Here is a 20843-nt window from a genome sequence, read left to right as displayed (position 1 = left end):
GTGCGACCGGAAGGCGGCGGCGCCCCGGCCCTCGTCCGGGCCGGGGCGCCGCGTCCGCCGGAGCGCCTCGCCGCAGGTCCTGTGACGGGCCTGCGGCACGTGTCCTAGTCGTCCCCGCGGGCGGACGGCAGCTGCTTGGCGATCACGTCCATGATGGAGGAGTCGGTCAGCGTCGAGGTGTCGCCGACCGCCCGCTCCTCGGCGATGTCGCGCAGGAGCCGCCGCATGATCTTGCCGGAGCGCGTCTTGGGCAGCTCCGGCACCGCCAGGAGCCGGGCGGGCTTGGCGATCGGGCCGAGCGAGGTGCCGACGTGGTTGCGGAGTTCCTTGACCAGCTCCTCCGGAACCTCCTCGCCCCCGTCGCGGAGGATCACGAAGCCCACGATCGCCTGGCCGGTGACCTTGTCCGCGGCGCCGACGACGGCGGCCTCGGCCACCCTCGGGTGGGAGACGAGCGCCGACTCGACCTCGGTGGTGGAGATGTTGTGGCCGGAGACGAGCATGACGTCGTCCACGCGGCCCAGCAGCCACAGGTCGCCGTCCTCGTCCTTCTTCGCACCGTCGCCGGGGAAGTACAGGCCCTCGAAGCGCGACCAGTAGGTGTCCTCGTAGCGCTGGGGGTCGCCCCAGATGCCGCGGAGCATCGCCGGCCACGGCTCACGGATGACGATGAAGCCGCCGTCACCGTCGGGAACGGACCGGCCCGCCTCGTCCACCACGTCGGCCACGATGCCGGGAAGGGCGCGCATGGCCGCGCCGGGCTTGCCGGAGGTCACGCCGGGCAGGGGGCTGACCATGATGGCGCCGGTCTCGGTCTGCCACCAGGTGTCCACGACCGGGGTGCGGTTGCCCCCGATGTTCTCCCGGTACCAGATGTAGGCCTCGGGGTTGATGGGCTCGCCCACCGAGCCGATGACGCGCAGGCTGGACAGGTCGAATTCGGCGGGGATGTCGTCGCCCCACTTCATGAAGGTGCGGATCGCCGTGGGCGCCATGTAGGCGATGGTGACCCCGTACTTCTGGATGATCTCCCAGAAGCGGCCCCGGTGCGGCGTGTCGGGGGTGCCCTCGTACAGCACGGTGGTCGCGGCGTTGGCGAGCGGCCCGTACACGATGTAGGAGTGGCCGGTCACCCACCCGATGTCGGCGGCGCACCAGTAGACGTCGGTCTCGGCCTTGAGGTCGAACACCGCCCAGTGGGTGTAGGCCGCCTGGGTGAGGTAGCCGCCCGTGGTGTGGAGGATGCCCTTCGGCTTCGCCGTGGTGCCGCTGGTGTACATGATGTACAGCGGGTCCTCGGCGTCGTGCGCCTCCGGGGTGTGCTCGGTGCTCTGGGACTCCACGGCGTCGTGCCACCACACGTCGCGGTCGGTCCACTCGACGTCCTGGCCGGTGCGGCGGACGACGAGGACGTTCTCCACGGCGGGCCGGTCGGCGACCGCGGCGTCCACGGCGGGCTTGAGGGCGCTGGCCTTGCCGCGCCGGTAGCCGCCGTCCGCGGTCACGACCAGCTTGGCCCGGCTGTCGTCCAGCCGCTGGCCGAGCGCGTCCACGGAGAAGCCGCCGAAGACGACCATGTGGACGGCCCCGATGCGGGCGCAGGCGAGCATCGCGACGACGGTCTCGGGGATCATCGGCATGTAGATGGCGACGCGGTCGCCCTTGCCGACCCCGAGGCCGGTCATCGCGTTGGCCGCCTGGGAGACCATGTCCTTCAGCTCCGCGTAGGTGATGCTGCGGGTGTCGCCCGGCTCGCCCTCCCAGTGGTAGGCGACCCGCTCGCCCAGCCCGTTGGCGACATGGCGGTCCACGCAGTTGACGGAGGCGTTGAGCTTGCCCCCGACGAACCACTTGGCGTAGGGCGGGTCCCAGTCCAGGACGGTGTCCCAGGGGTGTTCCCACTGCAACCGGCGGGCCTGCTCCTCCCAGAAGCCGAGACGGTCCTCGGCGGCCCGCTCGTAGGCCTCGGCCTTCACGTTGGCCTCGGCCGCGAGTTCGGGCGGCGGGGGGAAGCTGCGCGTCTCGTGGAGAAGGTTGGACAGTGTCTCCTGGCTCGGGGGAGTGCTGTCGGCCACTGTGATTCTCCTTACGTCGACTGGTTCACACCCAATTAATCATGCGGTCCATACCGCGTGAACAGCCGGGGTGCAGCGCGTCGCCGGGGACCGGCGGGCGAGCGGCGAACGGCCGGTGAACGGTCGCCGGTCAGCGACGAGCGGTCGGTGCGCTCCTACCCGCCGGGGAGGGGGCGGCCGGTGTTACCGGCGCGTAGTGTTGTTCTCCGTGAGCGAATCGACTTCTGCCTCCCCTTCCGACCCCCTGGCCCGCGTCGCGGCCCTGCCCGGTGTGAGCGACGCGGTCGCCGAGACGCGGACCCTGGTCGACCGGCTGCTGGGGCACCGCATCCTGCGACGTCGCAGCAGCGACGTGTCCATGGAGTCCGCACTGCGCGGCGCGTGCGCGTCGGCGGCGCTGGAGGGCGCCGAGGTCTCGATGGAGGAGATCCGCGAGGGGCACGTGTACGACACGCGCATCAAGGGGGCCCTGCGGGTGTCCGGCGAACTGGGGTCCCTCGTCGACACCTGGCCGAAGGCGCCGCGCCAGGCCCTCGCCCGTCTGCACACGCTCGCCGCGACCGAGGCGGTCTCCGAGGACGCCCTGGGGCGGCCCCGGCTGGCGGGGGAGCGCGTCGAGGACCCGCTCTCACTCGGTCCCGCCCCCGCGCCGGAGGCGGCGCTCGCCCGGCTGGAGGGCCTGTACGCGCTTCTGGGCGCGCGCACGTCCGTCCCGGCCCTGGTGACGTCGGCGCTGGTCCACGGCGAACTGATGGCGATCCGGCCGTTCGGGTGGGGCGACGGCCTGGTGGCGCGCGCGGCCGAGCGGCTGACCCTGGTCGAACGGGGCCTGGACCCGAAGTCGCTGGTGCCGTCCGAGCTGGGCCACCAGACCTTGCGGGACGAGTACGGACCGGCCCTGCGCGGCTACATGGGCGGCACCCCCGAGGGCGTCGCGGAATGGGTCGTCTACTGCTGCCGGGCGGTGCGGGCGGGGGCCCAGGACTCACTGGCGACCTGCGAGGCCCTCAAACGCGGGTGAGCCCCCGAAAAGGTTGAATCGTCGACCATTCCTTTATCAACCAACAGTGACACAATCGTTGTTGGCCACGGGCGATCCGGCCGGGCGCGCATTTCCGCGGGTCGCCCGGCGCGTCCGGACGAGCACGTGGAACGGCGCCCCGCGTGACTCTCGGGGCGCCGTCTGCGACACGTTCCACCGGGTTAGCAAGCGACCATTTCCATAGTCTGGCCAGGCAGTACATCCGGTTGTCCGACCTAGACGGGCCACACGCGGCCGGGTGGTGCGTGGGTTCCCGGGTGCCGTGTCGGGGTGGTTCTCAGCCACCGTCTGCTTTCTTTGTACTCCCGCCACCCCTCTGGGAAAAGGTGGTTGACCCGACTTTTCCGCCTGGATTCCCGAACCAATACGCGGCACCGCGTGGTAGCGTCTGTTCCGTCGTCGACCAGGGGTCCCGCCGTACCGGAAGAACCCCGCCGCGAAACCCGTCCCGGTTCCCCGGTGCCCGGTTTCCGGGAGGCGCCGACGACAAAGGTCTTTCGGCGGTCGTGGGAGCACGTCTCTCCACAGGCCCTTCCGGAGGACGGGCCCGGTCCTCCCCCCAGGGCCGGAACTCGCGTGGCGGCCTTCGCTCCCCCTGCGGAGGCGGACCCCGCGCCCGCTCCTCACCGCCTGCCGGGCGGGCATGCGTATTCGCCCCCGTGTACGCACCCCGCCCGCCAGGTGGGCCTCCTCCGCCCCGCCGTGGCACCCCCGCACGCCCCGCTCGGGGCTTCTGCGCTCCGCGCGCCGCCGACGGCGTTGTCCACAGCTCCGGACCGGGGCTTCTCACGAGCGCTCCGGTCGGGGAGGGTCGAAGAAAGACCCCACCCCCCCGGAGAGTCCGATGGACACCCGTCCCCTGCCGCTGATCGCGACCGCCGACCCCCTCCTCCTCGACGACCTGCTCAGGCTGGCCACCGCCGCCGCCACCGAGGTCGCCGTCGCCCGCACCCCCGACCGGGCGCTGAGCCTGTGGCGGCACGCCCCGCTCGTGGTGGTGGGCGCCGAACTGCGCGCCTCCCTGCGCACCGCCGACCCTCCCCCGGGGCGCCACGTGTTCGTGTCGCGCACCGACGGGGGCGGGGACCCGCACGGCCGGGAGGGCCGCCCGTACGGTCAGGACCCGGCCCACGGAGGCGCAACGGCCACCGAAGGACCCGGCACGCTCCTCCTGCCCAGGGACGAGCCCGTGCTGGTGGACCTCCTCACCCGAGCGGCGTCGCCCACCTCCGCCCCGGCCCCCACCGTGTCGGTGATCGGAGGGCGCGGCGGAGCCGGTACCAGCCTCCTCGCGGTCGCCCTCGCCCTCGCGGGCGCCCGCGCCGACCGGGACACCGCCCTCCTCGACGCCGACCCCCTCGGATGCGGATCCGACCTCTACCTCGGCTGCGACGGCGCTCCGCCGCGCACGCCCGAGCGGCGCACCGGCTGGGGCGACCTCGTCCGGCGCCGCGGCCGCGTCCGCTGGCAGGACCTGCGGGCGGGGCTGCCCGGCACGCCCGGGGTCTCGGTGCTGACCTGGTCCCGCGAGCCGGGACCCGCCGCCCCTCTGCCCGTCGGCGCGGCCCGCTCCGCCCTGTCCAGCGCGCGGGACGGCGCCGACCTGGTGGTGGCCGACCTGCCGCGCTCGTTCGACCCCGCCACCGTCGTGTTCCTCAACCGCTCCGACCTCGTGCTCGTCGTGGTCCCGGCCGACGTGCCCTCGGTCGTGGCGGCGACCCGGGTGGTCTCCCGGCTGCGGGAGGAGGCCGCGGCCGTCCGGGTCGTGGTGCGCGGTGCCCGCGGCGACCTGAGCGCCGACGTGGTGGCGTCCACCCTCGGCCTCGACCTCGGCGCGGACCTGCCGCAGGAACCCAGGCTCGACCGGATCCTGGCGGCCGGAGACGTCCCCGCGCGCCACCCCAGGTCCCCCCTGGCCCGGTTCGCCGACCTCGTGGTGGCGTCCCTCCCGTTCCCGGAGCCCGTCCCGTGAGCCCGCTCGTGGAGGCGGTGCGCAACCGCCTCGTGGCTTCCGGGGCGCCGGTGAGCCCGGCCAACGTCGCGGCGGCACTGAGGGCCGAAGGAGGCCTGCTGGGCGACACCGAGGTGCTGTCCATGACCCGGCGGCTGGCGGCCGACCTGTCCGGGGCGGGGCCGCTGGAGGAGCTCATGTCCTCCTCCGGGGTCACCGACATCCTCGTCAACGGGCCCGACGAGGTGTGGGTGGACGACGGCGGCGGCCTGCGGCGGGCCGGGGTGCGGTTCGAGTCGGCGGACGCGGTCCGACGGCTGGCCCAGCGGCTGGCCGCGCAGGCGGGTCGGCGGCTGGACGCCGCCGTCCCCTACGTGGACGCCAGGCTCCCGAGCGGTGCCCGCCTGCACGCGGTGCTGCCCCCGGTGTCCCCCGCCGGCGCCTGCGTGTCCCTGCGCCTGCCGCCCCGGCGGGTGTTCTCCCTGGAACGCCTCACCGAACACGGCACTGTCACCGGTCGCGGCGCGGCCCTGCTGCGGGCGCTCGTGGCGTCCCGTGCGGCCTTCCTCGTGAGCGGCGGAACGGGTACCGGCAAGACCACGCTGCTGTCGAGCCTCCTGTCCCTCGTGGACCCGGGTGAGCGCCTCGTGCTCGCCGAGGACTCCCCCGAGCTCCGCCCCGACCACCCGCACGTGGTGCGGCTCCAGACCCGCCCGGCCAACATCGAGGGGAGCGGAGAGGTGTCCCTGGAGGTCCTGGTGCGGCAGGCCCTGCGGATGCGGCCCGACCGGCTGGTGGTGGGCGAGGCGCGCGGGCCGGAGATCGTGTCCCTGCTGGGAGCCCTCAACACCGGTCACGAAGGCGGCGCCGGCACCCTCCACGCCAACGGCGCCGGGGACGTCCCCGCCCGGGTGGAGGCGCTCGGCTGCGGTGCCGGGCTCGACCGGGCCGCGGTGCACAGCCAGCTGGCCGCCACCAGGGTCATGGTCGTGCACCTGGTCCGGGACGCCGGAACCCGTCGCCTCGCCGAACTCCGGGTGCTGCGCCGCGACCCGGCCGGGCTCGTGCACGCCGTGCCCGCGGTGTCGTTCGGCCGGGACGGCTCCTGCCGGGAGCACCCCGGGGCCGAGGAGGTGGCGGCCCGGCTGGGCGACGGGTGGCGACAGCGGTGACCGCGCTGGCGGTGTGCGCGGCGTGCGCGGGGCTCCTGGTCCTGCTGTTCGCGGTCCCGGCGCCTCAGCGCATCCGCCTGGGCGCCGTACTGGACCGACCGCGGCGCCCTGTGCGCGGGGAGTGCCCGCGGTCCCTGGTGCCCCGTCCCGGGAAGGCCTCCGAACGCCGGCGGGCCGTGGTCGTGCTGTGCCGGGTCCTGGCCGCCGAACTGCGTGCCGGGCAGCCCCCGCAGGAGGCGCTGCGGATCGCCGCCGCCGAGGCCGGACCGCTGGTGGGCGCGGTGGACGACGCGGAATCGCTGCGCCGCGAGGCCGCCCGTGATCCGGACCTGCGCGCGCTGGCCTACCTGGCCGTGTGCTGGGAGGTGGCGGCCGACACCGGCGCCGGGCCGGCCGAGGTGGTCGACGCACTGGCCGCCAACCTCACCGAACAGGAGGAGCAGCGGGCCGAGGCGGAGGCGCGGACGAGCGGTCCGCGCACGACCGCGATCGTCCTGACGTGCCTCCCGGTGGCCGGGGTGCTGATGTCCTCCGGCCTCGGCGGGTCGCCGTTGGAGTTCCTGTTCACGACACCGCTGGGGGTGGCCTGCCTGGTGTGCGGCGTGTTCCTCGACCTCCTGGGTTTCTGGTGGGCGCTGCGCATGCTGCGCTCCGCGACAGCTCCACCGTGACCGGGCGCGGAGAGGGGGAGGACGACCGCGACCGCCGGGGGCAGAGGCGGTGTGGGGGCCGGCTGAGGGGCGGGGCGGCCACGGCCCCGTACGGGAAACGGTGTGGAAGGGGAGTGGACGTGATGACGGTGGTGACCGCGGCGCTGTTCGGCGCCGCCGCCGCGTGGGTGGCGACGGGCCGGGGAGGCGCCCCGGGGACACGGCTGGCGGGCGCCGGGACGGAGGGCGGGCCGCCCCTCCGTACCGGTCTGCCTCTGCGGGCCCTGGCCCTGACGCTGGCGGGCGTGCTCGCGGTGGCCGCGTCGGCCACCCTGTTCGGCCCGGTCGGCGGCGTCGTCGCGGTCGGGGGGTGCGCCGTGCTGTGGGTGCGGGCCCGCCGTGCCGGGGAACGACCCGACCGGCTCCCGGTGACCTCCGACCTGCCCGTGGTGATCGGGCTCATCTCCTCGGGGATCCGCGCCGGGGCGACCCTGCCCGTCTGCCTCACGGCGGTCTCCGGGGCGGCGGGCGGAAGGCTGGGCGGGGAGCTGTCAGCGGTCGCCGAGCAGCTGCGGCTGGGGGCCGATCCGGCGTCGGCCTGGAGCCGCTCCTCCCTTCCCGCCCCGCTGACCGCGGCGGGAAGGGACCTGGCCCGGGCCGCCGACACCGGCGCGCCGGTCGCCGATCTCCTGGACCGCCACGTGGTCGACCTGCGGCGGGCCCTGCGCACCCGCGCGACAGCGCGGGTGGAGCGGTTGGGGGTGCTGGTGGTCGCTCCTCTGGGCCTGTGCTTCCTTCCCGCCTTCGTGCTGATCGGCATCGTCCCGATGGCCGCCGAGCTGCTCTCCCGGGCGCTGGGGGGCTGACTCTCCCCCGAGCGCGCTGCCGCCCCGGCAGGAGGCTCCCCCGGAAGCCCGGGACGGGCCCCCGGGACCGCGCGTCCGAGGACGGCGGCCGCACCGGCCCCCGCTCGGGTCACCCGGCCCGGCCCCTCGTCCGGCGCCCCGCCGGGCCCCGTGACGGTCCGCGGGCCCCACCTCAGGCCTCGTCCTCGCAGAGGCCGTCGATGATGTCGTCCAGGACGGACGCGCGGTCGGCCGTGGACATCAGCCGGAGTTCGCGGAGCGCGGGCACGGTGTCCACACTGCTCCCCCGTGCTCCCGCGACCGTGCACACCCTCATGCAGTGCTGGGTGGGCTCCCGCCAGAAGTCCCGTTCGTCGACGGGCGCGAGGCGGTACACCGTGGCCGGGTACCGGGGGGATCGGCCGGGCACACGCCACTGCTGCACACGCGCGAGCACGAAACCGGTGAGCAGCGAGTCGAAGACGCCCTCCGAGGCCAGGTCGGCCAGCGCCTCCCGGTCGCCCTCCCCGCGGCACTCCTCGCACCCGGCAAGCTCGGCCCGCAGGAGCCAGCGGGCGCGCGCGTGGCCCACCTCGGAGTTCTTGAGCCTGCTCGGGTGTCGGTGTCCCATACACCGGAGGGTACGAGGGTTCCGCACCCGCTGTGCGGGGGGTGTGCGCAGGTCGTCCGGGCGGGGGCGGCGGTGCGGGGCACACGCCCGGGCGGGACCCGAACCCAGGACCCGTCCGCGGGGTCCCGCCCGGGGCCGACCCGGACGGGACCCCGCGGTGTCAGTACTCCTCCCGGTCGAAGCGCCGCTGGCCGAGGTACGGGGTGGGGAAGCGGGGCCAGCCGACGGACAGGCGCATCGCCAGCACCGCGATGCCCAGCAGAACCAGGACCACGGTGGAGGTGTGTCCCACGGCACGCGCGAAGGTCGTGGCAGGGGGTGCGGCCTCCGCCGTGTAGTGGACGACGGGTTCGTGCACGGGCGGCGGAGCGGCCGCCGCCCGGCGGGCGGAACCGACCGAGGCCTCCGCCGGGCGGGCCCCGGCGGCGGGCGAGGGCGTGGGGCTCGCCGATGGGGAGGCGCAGGGGTCGGGGTCCTCGGCACCGCCGTCGCGCACGGCGGGTTCGGCTGGTTCGGCGGAGGCCGCGCAGGGCGGAGGGACGTGGTCGTCGGACTGGGGAGGAGCTCCCAGCAGGAGGGCGCACAGCAGTACGGAGACGGGGGCGGGGCTCATTCCACTTCCTCGCTGGAGACGGCTTCGTGGACCGGCCCGGCGCGGGCGCGCGCCAGGACGTCGCGGTCCGCCAGTGACGACGGAACCGAGACCACCACCTCTGCGGTGGAGCCGGTGATGACGCAGGATTCGAGGGAGGCCTCGTTGGCCTCTGCGGTGTCCCGGGCCTCCGCGCAGGCTCGTTCCGTGCCGTGGACGAGTCGGGCGGCGGCCGCGAGTGCGGCGAGATCGGCGGCGGTGGTGGCGCGGTCCCGGTCGAGTCGTGCCGCCGCCGTCACGAGGACGGCGAGGGTGACGAACCAGAGCAGGGCCCCCAGGCTCGCCCACCAGACGGTGGCTGAGCCGGAGTCGGAGTGCACGTGGTCAGCTCCCCGGTTCGAGGAGGACGGCGGCGCTGCCGTCCACCCCCAGGGGAGGCGCCAGTGGGCCGAGCCGCAGCTCGACCCGTACGGTGACGCGGGCTGTGTGCCCGTCATCGGCCAGGCCGACGTCCGCGCCCCGGGGCGCGGCGGTCAGCGCCAGGCTCCGGGCCCGGTCGTCGGGTTCGCCCCGGGCGAGGGCCCGCGCCCCCACCCGCGCGGCGTCCGCGCAGGCGAGCTGGGCCGAGGCGGCCTGGACGGCCCCGAAGGACACGGCCAGGACGAGCAGCAGGGAGGGCAGCGTGAGCGCCGCCTCCACGGTGACCGATCCGCGGTCAGAACCCCGAGCTGAGCGCATCGACCACGAGCGCGGTGAGGGCCTCCCTGACCTCACCGCTGGTGATGATGACGTAGAGGACGCCGGCGAACGCGGCGCCGATGACCGCGCACAGCGCGTACTCGGCGGTGGCCATCCCGTCGTCGCCTCCGGGCTGCGCGCTGCGAGCGGGTGGCGGGCCGGTGAGAGCGAACATGGAACCTCCCTGGTGAGGGGCGGACGGGGTGTCGGCGCCCGATTCCAGGTTCCGGTGGCGGAGTGCGGTCCCGAAAGCCCCTTTCCCAGCCTGTGGAAAACCCCGGGTGCCCCGCACCGGTTGCGGGAGCCCCATTCCCCGGCGCCCGGCCGCCCGTGGCCCCGCACCGGCTGCGGAAGCCCCGCTCCCCGCGGCCCGTGGCCCCGCACCGGCGGGCGGCGCACGGCCCCCCGCCTGTGGCGTGCCCCTCGCCCCGGCACGCGGGATCCGCGGGCTGTCGGCACGGCGCTCCCCGGTCCCGTCTCGGACGGGCCGGTCCTGCGACCCGGTCCCCGGACGGCACCGCGGAGAACCCGGCGCCCGCAGCCCGCGGACGGCCCGCACCTCCTCCGGAAGGCGGCTCTCAGGCGCCCTCCGCGCCCGTGCCGCCGTCCCCTCCGAGGACCTCGTCGAGAAGCCTCAGCGCACCGGACTTGCTCAGGGGCTCGTTGCCGTTGCCGCACTTGGGCGACTGGATGCACGAGGGGCACCCGTGGTCGCACTCGCAGTCGGCGATCGCGGCCCGGGTCGCGGTGAGCCACTCGCGCGCCGCGGAGAAGCCCCGCTCGGCGAAGCCCGCGCCGCCCTCGTACCCGTCGTAGACGAACACCGTCAGCCTGCCCGTGTCGCCGTGGACGGCGGTGGACACCCCGCCGATGTCCGAGCGGTCGCAGGTCGCCAGCAGCGGGAGCATGCCGATCGCGGCGTGCTCGGCCGCGTGGGCGGCGCCCAGCAGGCCCACGTCCTCCTTGCGCAGCCGGGCCTCCCCCTCCGCGGGCAGGGTCCACCACACCGCGCGGGTGTGGAGCGTGCGCTCGGGGAGTTCGAGCGGCTGCTCCCCGAGAACGGAGCCGGTGCGCACGTCCCGCTTGAGGAAGCCCACCACCTGGCGGACCACCTCCACCTCGCCGAAGTACGCGGTCGCGCCGCTCGGCCACTCCTCCTGGCGCCGCACCGAGCGCACGGTGATGTCCGTGGTGTCGCGCGCCCAGGTGCTGTACGGCGGTTCGGCGCCGTGGACCAGTGCGACCCCCTCGTCCAGGTCGAGGTCGTCCACCAGGTACGTGGAGCCCTGGTGGAGGTACACCGCGCCCGGGTGCACGGTGCCGTGGGACGCGGCCTCGTCGATCTCGCCGAGGAGCTGCCCGCTCCCGGTGTCCACGATCTGCACGGGGGGACCGCCCGCCCCGCGGATATCGGCCAGGTCGCTGGCCCGTTCATTACTGGTCCAGAACCAGCCCCGTGGGCGCCTCCGCAAGAGTTTCCGCTCCACGAGATCGGCCAGGCGCTCCTCGGTGGTTTCTCCGAAGAGGGCGAAGTCGTCCTTCGTGATCGGTAGCTCCTGGGCGGCCGCACACAGGTGCGGACCCAGAATGTGGGGGTTTTCCGGGTCAAGGACGGTGGTCTCCACAGAGCGACCGAAAATCGCCTCCGGGTGGTGCGCGAGGTACGTGTCCAACGGGTCGTCCCGGGCGATGAACACCGCCAGGGCGTCGTCGCCGCGCCGCCCCGCCCGTCCCGCCTGCTGCCACAGGGACGCCAGGGTCCCCGGCCATCCGGCGATGAGGACGGCGTCGAGCCCGCTGATGTCCACGCCCAGTTCCAGGGCGTTGGTGCTCGCCAGCCCCAGGAGCTCCCCCGTCCTCAGGGCCTCCTCCAGCTCCCTCCGCTCCGAGGGCAGGTAGCCGCCCCGGTAGGCGGCAACCCGGGCGGCCAGGTCGTGGTCGCCCCGCTCCGACAGGAGCCGCTGAGCTGTCAGCGCGACCACCTCCGCGCCCTGCCGCGAACGCACGAACACGAGGGTCCGCACCCGGTCCCGCACCAGGTCGGCGAGCATCTCAGCGGCCTGGGACGGCGCCGTCCGCCTGATGGGCGCCCCCTGCTCCCCGGTCAGGTCGGTGAGCTCCGGCTCCACGAGGGCGACGGACAGCCCCGGACGCGGGGACCCGTCCTCGCTGACCGCGGTGACGGGCACGCCGGTCAGCCGGGTCGCGCTCTGCGCGGGGCTGCCGGAAGTGGCCGAGGCCAGCACGAACACCGGTTCCGACCGGTAGCGGGCGCAGATCCTGCGCAGCCGCCGCAGGATCTGGGCGACGTGCGAGCCGAAGACACCGCGGTACCGGTGTGCCTCGTCGACCACCACGTAGCGCAGCCTGCGCAGGAAGCGCGACCACGCCCCGTGGCGGGGGAGGATCCCGTGGTGCAGCATGTCCGGGTTGGTGAGCACGTAGTTGCCGTGCTCGCGTACCCAGGACCGCTCCTCGACGCTCGTGTCGCCGTCGTATACGGCCGCACGCATGCCCGCGAGACCCAGGTCCGATATCCACCGCAACTGGTCCTGGGCGAGCGCCTTGGTCGGGGAGAGGTAGAGCACGGTCCCGCCCGCGTCGACGGCGTCCACAGCGGGTATGAGGAAGCCGAGTGACTTCCCCGAGGCGGTACCCGTGGCTATGATCACATCACGGCCCGAGCGTGCGAGGTCGGCGGCTTCAACCTGGTGGGACCACGGTCGTGTGATCCCCAGCTCGGAGAGCCGTCCGACCAGGTGGGGCGCGGCCCATTCCGGCCACTCCCCGCCCACTCCCTCGTTGCGGGCCACATGCTCGATGTGGGTCACCTGCGGGTACCGGGTATCGTCACGCCACACACCGGGGAGCACGGGCTCCGATCGCCTCATCCGAGACCCCTCCTCACAGGCGCGTGTTCGGTAGTCATGACGCCCTCAGACGAAGGGTGTCGCACTGGGACATCGGTTTCAGTGTGACATCCGGGGGAAGAGTGGCGCGGTGTCACGGTTTTTCTGTGCATCACAGGAAGACGCACTCGACACCCGTGGTTGAATGCGTGCTGGTGGGGTAACGCCCGGCAGAGATCATTCGCGATTTTTTCGCGGTTCGGCGCTGGAGGACTAGTGGACTTGAAGCTTGATCATTACACCGAGGGCGACACCGAGATCGTCGTCGTTGAGGGTGAGATCGATGTCTATACCGCGCCCCGGCTCCGCGAGCTGCTGATCGACCTGGTCAACAAGGGCAACTTCCACCTCGTGGTCAACATGGAGAAGGTGGAGTTCCTGGACTCGACAGGCCTCGGTGTGCTTGTGGGCGGGCTCAAGCGCGTCCGGGCCCACGACGGGACCCTCGACCTGGTCTGCACCCAGGAGCGCATCCTGAAGATCTTCCGGATCACCGGTCTGACCAAGGTCTTCGGTATCCACGGCTCTGTTCAGGAAGCCATCGACAAGCGTTCCGCGAAGTAGCCCAGAGCGAGCGATGGCAACCATCACGCTCACGATCAGCGCGCTTCCCGCCCACGTGCGCACGGCGCGGCTCATGGCCGCGACCGTGGCACGGCGGGCGGGTATCGCCGCCTCAGCGATCGACGAGATCAGGCTGGCGGTCGGTGAGGCGTGTTCCCGGGCGGTGGCCGCACACAAGCTGCACTGCCCCACACAGCCGATCCTGCTCCAGCTGATCGACGGCAACGGGCCTGACCCGGGGTCGGACTCCCGCACCGACGCCACGAGCCCCGCCTTGCGCGCCAACGGGAGCGCGACACAACGTTTCGAGGTCGTCGTCTCCGACCGTGCCCCCGCGAAGGACACGGTGGAGACCGTCAACCCGTCCATGCTGGACGGGCTCTTCCTCGACGGTGAGGACACCCCTCCCGGCGGAATCTCCGGGTTCTCCCCCGGCCTCGGCCTGGCGGTCATCACCGGTCTCGCCGACGAGGTGAAGATCGACCCCAGCGACAGGGGCACCGTCGTGCGCATGAGCTGGCCGTTGACGAACGAGCACACGCCGGACCCCAGCTCCAACTAGGGCCGGTCCACAGACGTCCGAACGGGCGCCCTCCCCGCGGGGAGGGCGCCCGTTCGCGTGCGGGGGCGCGGGCGCCGGAGCGCGTGACGGGTCGGGGCCCGGGGTCGCCCGCCCCGCGTGGCGCCTCCGCCGCGCGGGGCGGGCGGCCCCGCGGACGGCCCTGTGGGCGTCCCGCGGACCCCGGGCAGCACCGTGCCGGCCGCCGCGGCGGTCCCCCTGTACATCCAGTGAACCGTGGGGGACGGGTCCTGTGAAGGCCCGGCGTCCGCCTGTGGACGGGGGTCAGTCGCAGGTCTGGGAGGAGACCTCCGCCGCGGACTCCAGCCCCGAACCCGCGTTCTCCGCCACCTCGTCGGCGGTGAGCACGTAGCCCGTCTCCGGCTCGTTCGTGGCCGCGGCGAACACGACCCCGTAGACGGTGCCGTCCGGGGCGAGGAGCGGGCCTCCGGAGTTGCCGGGGCGCACCACCGCGCGCACCTGGTAGATCTCCCGGCTCACCTGCTGCGAGTGGTAGAAGTCCGGCCCCTGCGCCGTCTGGCGGGCCCGTACGCGCGCGGGGACGGCCGTGAAGCCGCTGTTGCGGGGGAACCCGGCCACCACCGCGTCCCCGCCCTGCGGGGCCTCGTGCGTGAACTCCAGCGGCTCCAGGTCCAGCCCCGGGACGTGGAGGACCGCCAGGTCCTGCTGCGCGTCGAACAGCACCAGGGTGGCGTCGAGCTGGTAGCCCTCCCGGGTGACGATCCGCAGGTCGTCGGTCACCCCGGCGACGACGTGCGCGTTGGTCATGATCCGGTCGTCGGCGTAGGCGAAGCCGGTCCCCTCCACACGGCGCTGGCAGGACGGGGCGGTCCCCAGGACCTTGACCACGCTGCGGCTCGACTCGATCAGCTCCGGGGTGGTGAGAACGTCCGGGTCCGGCGGCTCGACCTCGGCCAGCTCACCGGTCCCGAGGCCGCTGAAGACCTGTGGGAACGCGCTCTGGTCCACGACCCTGCGGAACGTGGAGAAGCCGCTGTGGGCCGACTCCGGCATGAGCGCGTCCACCGACTGGAGGATGCGCGAGTCCTTGACCTGCCCGGCCACCAACGGCAGCGCCGAGTTCGCGACCGTGCTGCCGATGAACCAGGCGACGAGCAGTACCGAGAGCCCGCTGACCAGGGCTCCGCCCACGGCGTCCACGACGCGGGCGGAGTCCCACGTGACCCTGTTGCGGACGAGGGTGCCCAGGTAGGAGCACAGGAACTGGCCGAGCGCGGCGGCCAGGAAGACCACGGCGATGGCCAGGAGCGCCTGTCGGCCGGGATCCTCCACCCACGCCTGGATCAGGTCCGGGGCGGCCAGGGCGGCGAGGACGCCCCCGCCGATGAAGCCCACGAAACTGAAGACACCGACGATGAAACCCTGGCGGTACCCGGTCACCGCGAACAGCAGCAGCAGGACGATCAGGACCACGTCGAGCACAATGCCCTCCAAGAATGAGCGCTACCCGACCGGCCGCAGGCCCTGCGGGGTGGCTTCGAACACGTCGGTGAGACCCTCGTGGCGCCAAGGAAGTTCCCAGCCGCCCATGGTGAGCAGGCTGTCGATGATCGCACCGGTGAAACCCCACACGAGCATGCCGTCGACCCGGAAGCCCGGCCCCCACCGGGTCCCGCCCCCGTAGCGCACCATGACCCGGTTGGCCGGTTCGGCGAGGTCGGCGACCGGGACCCTGGAGACCGCGGCGACCTCGCCGAGGTCGGTGGGGCGCACCTCGGAGGGCTCGCGCCACCAGCCCAGGACGGGGGCCACCCGGAAGTCGCTGAAGCTCAGGTACAGCTCGGGGAGGCGTCCCACGACGTCGACGCCCGCGGGGACCACCCCGGTCTCCTCCTCCGCCTCCCGGAGGGCCGCGGCCTCGACGGAGGCGTCCGTGGGCTCGATCCGGCCACCGGGGAAGGCCGGCTGCCCGGCGTGGCGGCGCAGTCCGGCGTTGCGCTGGATGAGGAGCAGGTCCGGCCCCTTGTGTCCGACGCCGAAGAGGATGAGGACGGCCGACTCGCGGCCGCCGTTCGCGGGGGGCCGCATGGGGCCCGGCACGGTCATCGTCTCGGCGGCGTCCGCGAGCGCGGCGAGCCAGAGCGGGATCGGGTTCATACGTGAAGCCTGTTCCGGGGGTTGTCGCGCCGTCGGTGGACCGGTGCGGCCGCTGGCGCGGGCCGCACCGGGATGTTCCCGGGATTTCCTGGGCGGGCCGGGAGCGCGGGGCCCGGGGCCCGCACCGCTCCCTCGGGTCGTCATGCGGTGGAACCGTGTCCGGCGGTCCCGTGCGGGGACTCCCTCGCGGGAACCGCTCCCGGGGGCGCCGCGTCCCCCGCGGGGCCCCGGTCTCCGGGTCCGCCGGCCGGCACGGCGTCCCCGGAGGCGGTGGGACCGCCGGGGTCGTCCCGGCAGGGGGCCGCCGCCGCGTCGCGGCGGTACCGCGGAGCGGCGCGGCGGAGGCGTCCGCGCGGACGCGGCGGCCGTGTCGGGACGCCGGTGTCAACGATCACACCATCAGAGTACAAAGCGCCGCAGGCGCCCCCGCCGTCCGCCGCCTCCGGGCCGGCCGCCGCAGGGGCGGGGTCAGGCGAAGGAGCGCATCCGCAGCAGCCCGGCGGCCGTGTCCGGATCCGTCGGGCCCTCCCCGAACGAGGGGCACCAGCGGGCCAGGTCGCAGGCGCCGCAGGCGGGCTTGCGGGCGTGGCAGACCCGCCGCCCGTGCCAGACCACCCGGTGGGAGAGCATCGTCCAGTCCCTCGGGGGGAACAGGTCGCCCACCGCGTGCTCGACCTTCACCGGGTCGACCTCGTCCGTCCACTTGAAACGGCGGACCAACCGCCCGAAATGGGTGTCCACGGTGATCCCGGGCACATCGAAGGCATTACCAAGCAGTACATTTGCGGTTTTTCGTCCTACACCGGGTAGTTTGACCAGGTCGGAGAGGTTCCCCGGAACCTCTCCGCCATGCTGTTCGCACAGCGCCTGACCGAGCCCGATGAGACTGTTCGTCTTGGCGCGGAAGAAGCCGAGCGGACGGATGACCTCCTCCATCTCCTCCCGCCGGGCCGAGGCGTAGGCCTCGGCGTCGGGGTAGCGGGCGAAGAGCGCCGGAGTGACCTGGTTGACCCGTTTGTCCGTGCACTGCGCGGACAGGATGGTGGCGACCAGCAGTTCCAGCGGGGTCGTGAAGTTCAGTTCGCAGTGGGCGTCCGGGTAGAGCTCGACGAGTTCCCGGTACATCCTGCGCGCGCGGCGGACCAGCGCGAGTCGGCTCTCGCCGGTGGGCGTGGGGTTCTCCGCGGGCGCGGACGGCGCGTCTGGCGTGTCACGGGGCATCGTCACAGGGTAGGCGTCCCGACGGGGCGGGCCTCCGTGTTCACCGAAAGTTCGGCATGCTTCCGGGAGCCGGCCGTCGTTTCGGCCGGTGACCGGGATTATGTAACCAATGTCCGATGGCGCGGCGCGGACAGCCCTTGATACAGGCTGATTACGACTAAGATCGCATGGGCTGACGTCGGCTGTTGTGGGCACGTGGTCTCCCGGCGGCAAGCCGCGGTAACGACCTGGTTTCACACCCGGGTGCGATATACGTCACACTGTTGACGGTCAGGTTCTGAGGAGGACGTGTGGTGGACGAGATCAACGAGGTGCTGCGGAAGGCCCCTCTGTTCGAGGCTCTCGACGAGGAGGACACGGCGGCGCTCCGCTCATCGGTGAGCGAGGTACGCCTCGGACGCGGGCAGACCCTGTTCAGCGAGGGCGACGAGGGCGACCGCCTGTACGTGATCCTCAGCGGGAAGGTCAAGCTGACCCGCACGGCCGTGGACGGCCGCGAGAACCTGCTCGGGGTGCTCGGCCCCAGTGAGATGTTCGGTGAACTGTCGCTGTTCGACCCGCGCCCGCGCACCGCGAGCGCCGTCGCCGTGACCGACTCGGTGCTCGCCGGGCTGGGCCACGACGACCTGCGCCCGTTCCTGTCGAGCCGTCCGCACGTCTCGCTCCAGCTGCTCAAGGCACTGGCGGCCAGGCTGCGCCGGACCAACGACGTGATGGCGGACCTCGTCTTCACCGACGTGCCGGGCCGTGTGGCCAAGGCGCTCCTGGAGCTCGCCGACAAGTTCGGCAAGGAGGGCGAGGACGGCCTGCACGTCCACCACGACCTCACCCAGGAGGAGCTCGCCCAGCTGGTCGGCGCCTCGCGCGAGACGGTCAACAAGGCGCTCGCCGAGTTCGCGCTGCGCGGCTGGCTGCGCATCGAGGCCAAGGCCGTCGTCCTGCTCGACGTCGAGCGGATGCGCCGCCGGGCCCGTTAGAACCTCCGGCGCCCGGACGGGCGCCCGGCGGACACGCTGTGTGGCCGCTCTCCCCCCGGGGTGGGCGGCCACAGCGCTGTCCGGACCCCGCGGCGCGCCGCCCCTCTGCGGCGGCTCGGAAGGCCCCGTGCGCGCGCCTGCCGGGCGGTGCCCGTCCGCCCGGGGCTACGGCTCGTTGCCGACCGGGAGCTCACCGAGCGAGGCCAGGTAGCGCAGCTGGGCGCGCACCGACGACTCCGCGGCGAACCGGATCTGCTCGTCGACGTCGGGGTAGACACGGTCCACGACGGCGCCGACCCCGGTCGCGCCGGCGTTCACGGCCTCCCGGACCTGCTCCAGGCGCGACTCCCGGTGCGCGATGTAGGAGGACAGCGCCTCCGCGGGCGCGGTCAGGATCGGTCCGTGCCCGGGCAGGAGGGTGCGCACACCCTGCTCCCGCACGAGGTCCCGCAGCCTGTACAGCGAGTCCATGTAGGGACCGAGGCCGTCGTCGCCGTCGATCACGGTCGTGCCGTGCCCCAGGACCGTGTCCCCGGTCAGGACGGCGTTGTCCGCGCCGACCAGGAGGCACACCGAGTCGTCGGTGTGCCCGGGGGTGGCGACGACCGTCAGTACCAGGCCGTCGGCCTCCAGGGTGTCGCCGTCGGACAGGCCGTGGCCGCCGACCCGCACCTCCGGGTCGACCGCGTGCACGGGGGCCCCGGTCAGCTCGGCGAAGTAGCGGGCGCCCTCGGCGTGGTCGGGGTGCCGGTGGGTGACCACCGCCATCTGTACCTGCGCGCCCTGCTCCTGCACGGTCCGCGCCACCCTCTCCAGGTGGCGCTCGTCGTGGGGGCCGGGGTCCACGACCACGACCCCGCGGGCGCCGGGCTCGCGCAGGATCCAGGTGTTGGTCCCCTCCAACGTCATCGGGCCAGGATTGGGGCACAGCACACAACTGGCGCGCAGCGTCCCGGAACCGTCGATCCTCATCGCACCTCGCTTCGATCGCCGAGACCGGACCGGTCCGGAGGACCGCGGGCGGCGAACCCCGGAACCCGTCCCGCGGCCACGCGGTCCGCACGGTGACGTGCGCACCCTCACGGGGCCGCACCGGGATTCGGCAGGGGGTACTCCACCCCGTCGGGGGCGACGACGCGGATCCGACCGTTGACTTCCCGAACTTCCGGTTCAAAGGGGACGATATCCCGTCGCGCCTTCCGTACACCCTCCAGGGTCCGGCACTCGGCGAGCTCGGCGCACGTGACCACCGTGGGCGGCAGCATGGGCATGCGGCCCGCCGCCCATTCCGGGGCGACCAGGGACGGATCGGTCCAGGCCGTGAGGTCGGCCTCGCCGCCGACGTCGCGCGAGGCCTGGCCCGGCGGAAGCTCCGCGGCGAAGAACCAGGTGTCGTAGCGGCGCGGCTGGGCGCGGGGCGTGATCCAGCGCGACCACGCCCGGAGCCACTCCGACCTGAGCACCAGCCCGCGCCGGGAGAGCACCCCCGTGAAGGAGCGGGAGCGGTCGATCAGCCCCAGCCGGTCCCTCTCCCACTCCTCGGACGCCGTGTCGAGGGTGATGGCCGGCTCCCCGGCGCGCTCCGGCGCACTCGCCAGCAGCACGCCGGTCTCCTCGAAGGTCTCGCGGACGGCGGCGCACACCAGCGCACGCGCCATCCGCACGTCGGTGCCGAGTGTCCGCGCCCACTCCAGCGGGGACGGACCGGTCCAGGGAAGGTCCCCGTCGGCGTCCCTCTCGTCCACTCCTCCGCCCGGGAAGACGTAGGCGCCCGGCGCGAAGCCCATGGAGCGGACCCTGCGCATGAGCAGGACCTCCATCGGCCCCTCCCCGCGCCCGCCCCGGGCCTGGCCGCCCCGCGCGGGGCGCAGCAGCATCACCGTGGCGGCCGGCCTGGGCCGGGCGGCCCCTCCCTGCTCCGGCATCGGCATACCCTCCCGGGTCTCGGGGCCGGAGGCCGCGCCGCCGACCGGCGCGGCCTGCCCGGCCTCACGGGGAACCGCTCAGCGGACCTCGACGATCATGTCGACCTCGACCGGGGAGTCGAGCGGCAGGGCCGCCACCCCGACCGCCGCGCGGGCGTGCACCCCGGCGTCGCCGAAGACCCGGGCGAGCAGGTCGCTGGCGCCGTTGATCACACCGGGCTGGCCGGTGAAGTCGGGGGTGCTGGCCACGAAGCCGCCCACCTTGACGATCCTGACCACGTCGGACAGCTCGCCGACCTCGGCGCGCACCGCGGCGATGGCGTTGAGCGCGCAGAGCGCGGCCAGATCGCGGGCGGCCTCCGGGGTGACCTCCGCGCCGACCTTGCCCGTGGCGGGCAGCTCGCCCTCCACGAACGGCAGCTGACCGGACACGTACACGTGGGCCCCGCTGCGCACCGTCGGCGTGTAGGAGGCCACCGGGGCCGCCACCTCCGGCAGGGTCAGGCCCAGCTCCGCGATCCGCTCCTCGGGGGTGGCCATCAGAGCTGGCGCTTCATGTAGGCGACGTACTGCTGGTTGCGCGGGTCGGTGCCCTCCGGGAGCGGGGCGGGCACGACGGAGACGAGCTCCCACCCGTCGGAACCCCAGTTGTCGAGGATCTGCTTGGTGGCGTGCGACAGCAGCGCCACCGTCTGGTACTCCCACTTGCTCATGCGTCCAACCCCTATCGGTCACCGGCGTCCCGCCACCGAGGCGGGGCGCCGCACGTCAACGCCGCCACACTACTCACCCGTGCTCCTCCCCGCCCACACAGACGCCTCTCCCCACCCGTCCCCGGAGGCCCACATAGACT

General features: G+C 73.8%; 22 protein-coding genes. 8 read left to right on the top strand and 14 right to left on the bottom strand.

All coding sequences use genetic code 11. From position 1 onward, the window contains the following. Positions 1–104 precede the first annotated feature (104 nt). Positions 105–2075 (bottom strand): acetate--CoA ligase, encoded by a 1971-nt coding sequence (gene acs, locus OUQ99_RS00755; RefSeq protein WP_267947474.1) that lies wholly within the window; start codon positions 2073–2075, stop codon positions 105–107. Positions 2076–2283: 208 nt separating this feature from the next. On the opposite strand from acs, the gene OUQ99_RS00750 reads away from it, so the two are divergent. From OUQ99_RS00750 to OUQ99_RS00730, 5 genes are all read left to right on the top strand, one after another. After that, the gene (locus OUQ99_RS00750) at positions 2284–3096 is read left to right on the top strand and encodes an oxidoreductase (RefSeq protein ID WP_267947473.1); all 813 of its coding nucleotides are present in this window, start codon (positions 2284–2286) and stop codon (positions 3094–3096) included. Between the two features lie 865 nt (positions 3097–3961). After that, positions 3962–5089 carry a septum site-determining protein Ssd gene (gene ssd / locus OUQ99_RS00745; RefSeq protein WP_267947472.1) on the top strand — a complete coding sequence of 376 codons (1128 nt, stop codon included), beginning with the start codon at positions 3962–3964 and terminating at the stop codon, positions 5087–5089. Further along, entirely contained in the window at positions 5086–6240 is a 1155-nt protein-coding gene (locus OUQ99_RS00740; protein ID WP_267947471.1) for a TadA family conjugal transfer-associated ATPase, read from the top strand. The genes ssd and OUQ99_RS00740 overlap by 4 nt, the downstream gene beginning before the upstream one ends. After that, positions 6225–6911 carry a type II secretion system F family protein gene (locus tag OUQ99_RS00735; protein ID WP_267947470.1) on the top strand — a complete coding sequence of 229 codons (687 nt, stop codon included), beginning with the start codon at positions 6225–6227 and terminating at the stop codon, positions 6909–6911. The genes OUQ99_RS00740 and OUQ99_RS00735 overlap by 16 nt, the downstream gene beginning before the upstream one ends. A 122-nt stretch (positions 6912–7033) precedes the next feature. Continuing rightward, a complete protein-coding gene (locus OUQ99_RS00730) occupies positions 7034–7756 on the top strand; it encodes a type II secretion system F family protein (protein WP_267950207.1) in 723 nt (240 codons plus the stop codon). A gap of 172 nt (positions 7757–7928) precedes the next feature. Here OUQ99_RS00730 and OUQ99_RS00725 read toward each other — a convergent pair whose 3' ends face one another. The 6 genes from OUQ99_RS00725 to OUQ99_RS00700 all read right to left on the bottom strand — a co-directional run bounded on the left by OUQ99_RS00725 (position 7929) and on the right by OUQ99_RS00700 (position 12587). Then, complete coding sequence (locus tag OUQ99_RS00725; RefSeq protein WP_267947469.1) at positions 7929–8366, bottom strand: hypothetical protein; 438 nt, start codon at positions 8364–8366, stop codon at positions 7929–7931. A 160-nt stretch (positions 8367–8526) separates the two neighbouring features. Continuing rightward, entirely contained in the window at positions 8527–8979 is a 453-nt protein-coding gene (locus OUQ99_RS00720) for a hypothetical protein (protein ID WP_267947468.1), read from the bottom strand. After that, on the bottom strand, positions 8976–9338 hold the full coding sequence (locus OUQ99_RS00715) for an Rv3654c family TadE-like protein (protein WP_267947467.1): 363 nt from the start codon (positions 9336–9338) through the stop codon (positions 8976–8978). The genes OUQ99_RS00720 and OUQ99_RS00715 overlap by 4 nt, the downstream gene beginning before the upstream one ends. Positions 9339–9342: 4 nt before the next feature. Further along, entirely contained in the window at positions 9343–9696 is a 354-nt protein-coding gene (locus OUQ99_RS00710) for a TadE family type IV pilus minor pilin (RefSeq protein WP_267947466.1), read from the bottom strand. After that, positions 9674–9871, bottom strand: coding sequence for a DUF4244 domain-containing protein (locus OUQ99_RS00705; RefSeq protein ID WP_267947465.1), 198 nt, complete (start codon positions 9869–9871; stop codon positions 9674–9676). The genes OUQ99_RS00710 and OUQ99_RS00705 overlap by 23 nt, the downstream gene beginning before the upstream one ends. A 403-nt stretch (positions 9872–10274) precedes the next feature. Beyond that, entirely contained in the window at positions 10275–12587 is a 2313-nt protein-coding gene (locus OUQ99_RS00700) for a DEAD/DEAH box helicase (protein ID WP_267947464.1), read from the bottom strand. Between the two features lie 234 nt (positions 12588–12821). Here OUQ99_RS00700 and OUQ99_RS00695 point away from each other — a divergent pair, with 234 nt between their 5' ends. Continuing rightward, the gene (locus tag OUQ99_RS00695; protein WP_159944311.1) at positions 12822–13169 is read left to right on the top strand and encodes an STAS domain-containing protein; all 348 of its coding nucleotides are present in this window, start codon (positions 12822–12824) and stop codon (positions 13167–13169) included. 13 nt (positions 13170–13182) lie between these two features. Beyond that, a complete protein-coding gene (locus tag OUQ99_RS00690; RefSeq protein ID WP_267947463.1) occupies positions 13183–13731 on the top strand; it encodes an ATP-binding protein in 549 nt (182 codons plus the stop codon). 282 nt (positions 13732–14013) lie between these two features. Here OUQ99_RS00690 and OUQ99_RS00685 read toward each other — a convergent pair whose 3' ends face one another. The 3 genes from OUQ99_RS00685 to nth form a co-directional block, all read right to left on the bottom strand. Beyond that, positions 14014–15192, bottom strand: a complete 1179-nt coding sequence (locus OUQ99_RS00685; RefSeq protein ID WP_267950206.1) for a MarP family serine protease — start codon at positions 15190–15192, stop codon at positions 14014–14016. A gap of 21 nt (positions 15193–15213) precedes the next feature. Next, positions 15214–15867, bottom strand: coding sequence for an NUDIX hydrolase (locus OUQ99_RS00680; RefSeq protein WP_267947462.1), 654 nt, complete (start codon positions 15865–15867; stop codon positions 15214–15216). 468 nt (positions 15868–16335) lie between these two features. After that, complete coding sequence (nth, locus tag OUQ99_RS00675; protein ID WP_267947461.1) at positions 16336–17088, bottom strand: endonuclease III; 753 nt, start codon at positions 17086–17088, stop codon at positions 16336–16338. 290 nt (positions 17089–17378) lie between these two features. On the opposite strand from nth, the gene OUQ99_RS00670 reads away from it, so the two are divergent. After that, entirely contained in the window at positions 17379–18065 is a 687-nt protein-coding gene (locus OUQ99_RS00670) for a Crp/Fnr family transcriptional regulator (RefSeq protein ID WP_267947460.1), read from the top strand. A gap of 165 nt (positions 18066–18230) precedes the next feature. Here OUQ99_RS00670 and OUQ99_RS00665 read toward each other — a convergent pair whose 3' ends face one another. From OUQ99_RS00665 to OUQ99_RS00650, 4 genes are all read right to left on the bottom strand, one after another. Beyond that, positions 18231–19037 (bottom strand): MBL fold metallo-hydrolase, encoded by an 807-nt coding sequence (locus tag OUQ99_RS00665; protein WP_267947459.1) that lies wholly within the window; start codon positions 19035–19037, stop codon positions 18231–18233. 107 nt (positions 19038–19144) lie between these two features. After that, a complete protein-coding gene (locus OUQ99_RS00660; protein ID WP_267947458.1) occupies positions 19145–19990 on the bottom strand; it encodes an NUDIX hydrolase in 846 nt (281 codons plus the stop codon). Positions 19991–20068: 78 nt separating this feature from the next. Beyond that, positions 20069–20530, bottom strand: coding sequence for a RidA family protein (locus OUQ99_RS00655; protein ID WP_267947457.1), 462 nt, complete (start codon positions 20528–20530; stop codon positions 20069–20071). Beyond that, positions 20530–20703, bottom strand: coding sequence for a DUF4177 domain-containing protein (locus tag OUQ99_RS00650; RefSeq protein ID WP_267947456.1), 174 nt, complete (start codon positions 20701–20703; stop codon positions 20530–20532). Before OUQ99_RS00650 ends, OUQ99_RS00655 begins: the two co-directional genes overlap by 1 nt. Positions 20704–20843: the final 140 nt, after the last annotated feature.

It is taken from the genome of Streptomonospora nanhaiensis (genome assembly GCF_026642255.1).
Lineage (GTDB): Bacteria > Actinomycetota > Actinomycetes > Streptosporangiales > Streptosporangiaceae > Nocardiopsis > Nocardiopsis tropica.
Note: the sequence above shows the minus strand (reverse complement) of the source record. Positions and strands in the feature narration are given on the sequence as shown.

Excerpts from the sequence above, each read along its gene's own strand:
- OUQ99_RS00650 (WP_267947456.1), bottom strand. The coding sequence starts at position 20,703 with ATGAGCAAGTGGGAGTACCAGACGGTGGCGCTGCTGTCGCACGCCACC.
- OUQ99_RS00725 (WP_267947469.1), bottom strand. The coding sequence starts at position 8,366 with ATGGGACACCGACACCCGAGCAGGCTCAAGAACTCCGAGGTGGGCCAC.
- OUQ99_RS00705 (WP_267947465.1), bottom strand. The coding sequence starts at position 9,871 with ATGTTCGCTCTCACCGGCCCGCCACCCGCTCGCAGCGCGCAGCCCGGA.
- ssd (WP_267947472.1), top strand. The coding sequence starts at position 3,962 with ATGGACACCCGTCCCCTGCCGCTGATCGCGACCGCCGACCCCCTCCTC.
- OUQ99_RS00700 (WP_267947464.1), bottom strand. The coding sequence starts at position 12,587 with ATGAGGCGATCGGAGCCCGTGCTCCCCGGTGTGTGGCGTGACGATACC.
- OUQ99_RS00655 (WP_267947457.1), bottom strand. The coding sequence starts at position 20,530 with ATGGCCACCCCCGAGGAGCGGATCGCGGAGCTGGGCCTGACCCTGCCG.
- OUQ99_RS00665 (WP_267947459.1), bottom strand. The coding sequence starts at position 19,037 with ATGAGGATCGACGGTTCCGGGACGCTGCGCGCCAGTTGTGTGCTGTGC.
- nth (WP_267947461.1), bottom strand. The coding sequence starts at position 17,088 with ATGCCCCGTGACACGCCAGACGCGCCGTCCGCGCCCGCGGAGAACCCC.
- OUQ99_RS00660 (WP_267947458.1), bottom strand. The coding sequence starts at position 19,990 with ATGCCGGAGCAGGGAGGGGCCGCCCGGCCCAGGCCGGCCGCCACGGTG.
- OUQ99_RS00710 (WP_267947466.1), bottom strand. The coding sequence starts at position 9,696 with ATGCGCTCAGCTCGGGGTTCTGACCGCGGATCGGTCACCGTGGAGGCG.
- OUQ99_RS00720 (WP_267947468.1), bottom strand. The coding sequence starts at position 8,979 with ATGAGCCCCGCCCCCGTCTCCGTACTGCTGTGCGCCCTCCTGCTGGGA.
- OUQ99_RS00730 (WP_267950207.1), top strand. The coding sequence starts at position 7,034 with ATGACGGTGGTGACCGCGGCGCTGTTCGGCGCCGCCGCCGCGTGGGTG.
- OUQ99_RS00680 (WP_267947462.1), bottom strand. The coding sequence starts at position 15,867 with ATGAACCCGATCCCGCTCTGGCTCGCCGCGCTCGCGGACGCCGCCGAG.
- OUQ99_RS00690 (WP_267947463.1), top strand. The coding sequence starts at position 13,183 with ATGGCAACCATCACGCTCACGATCAGCGCGCTTCCCGCCCACGTGCGC.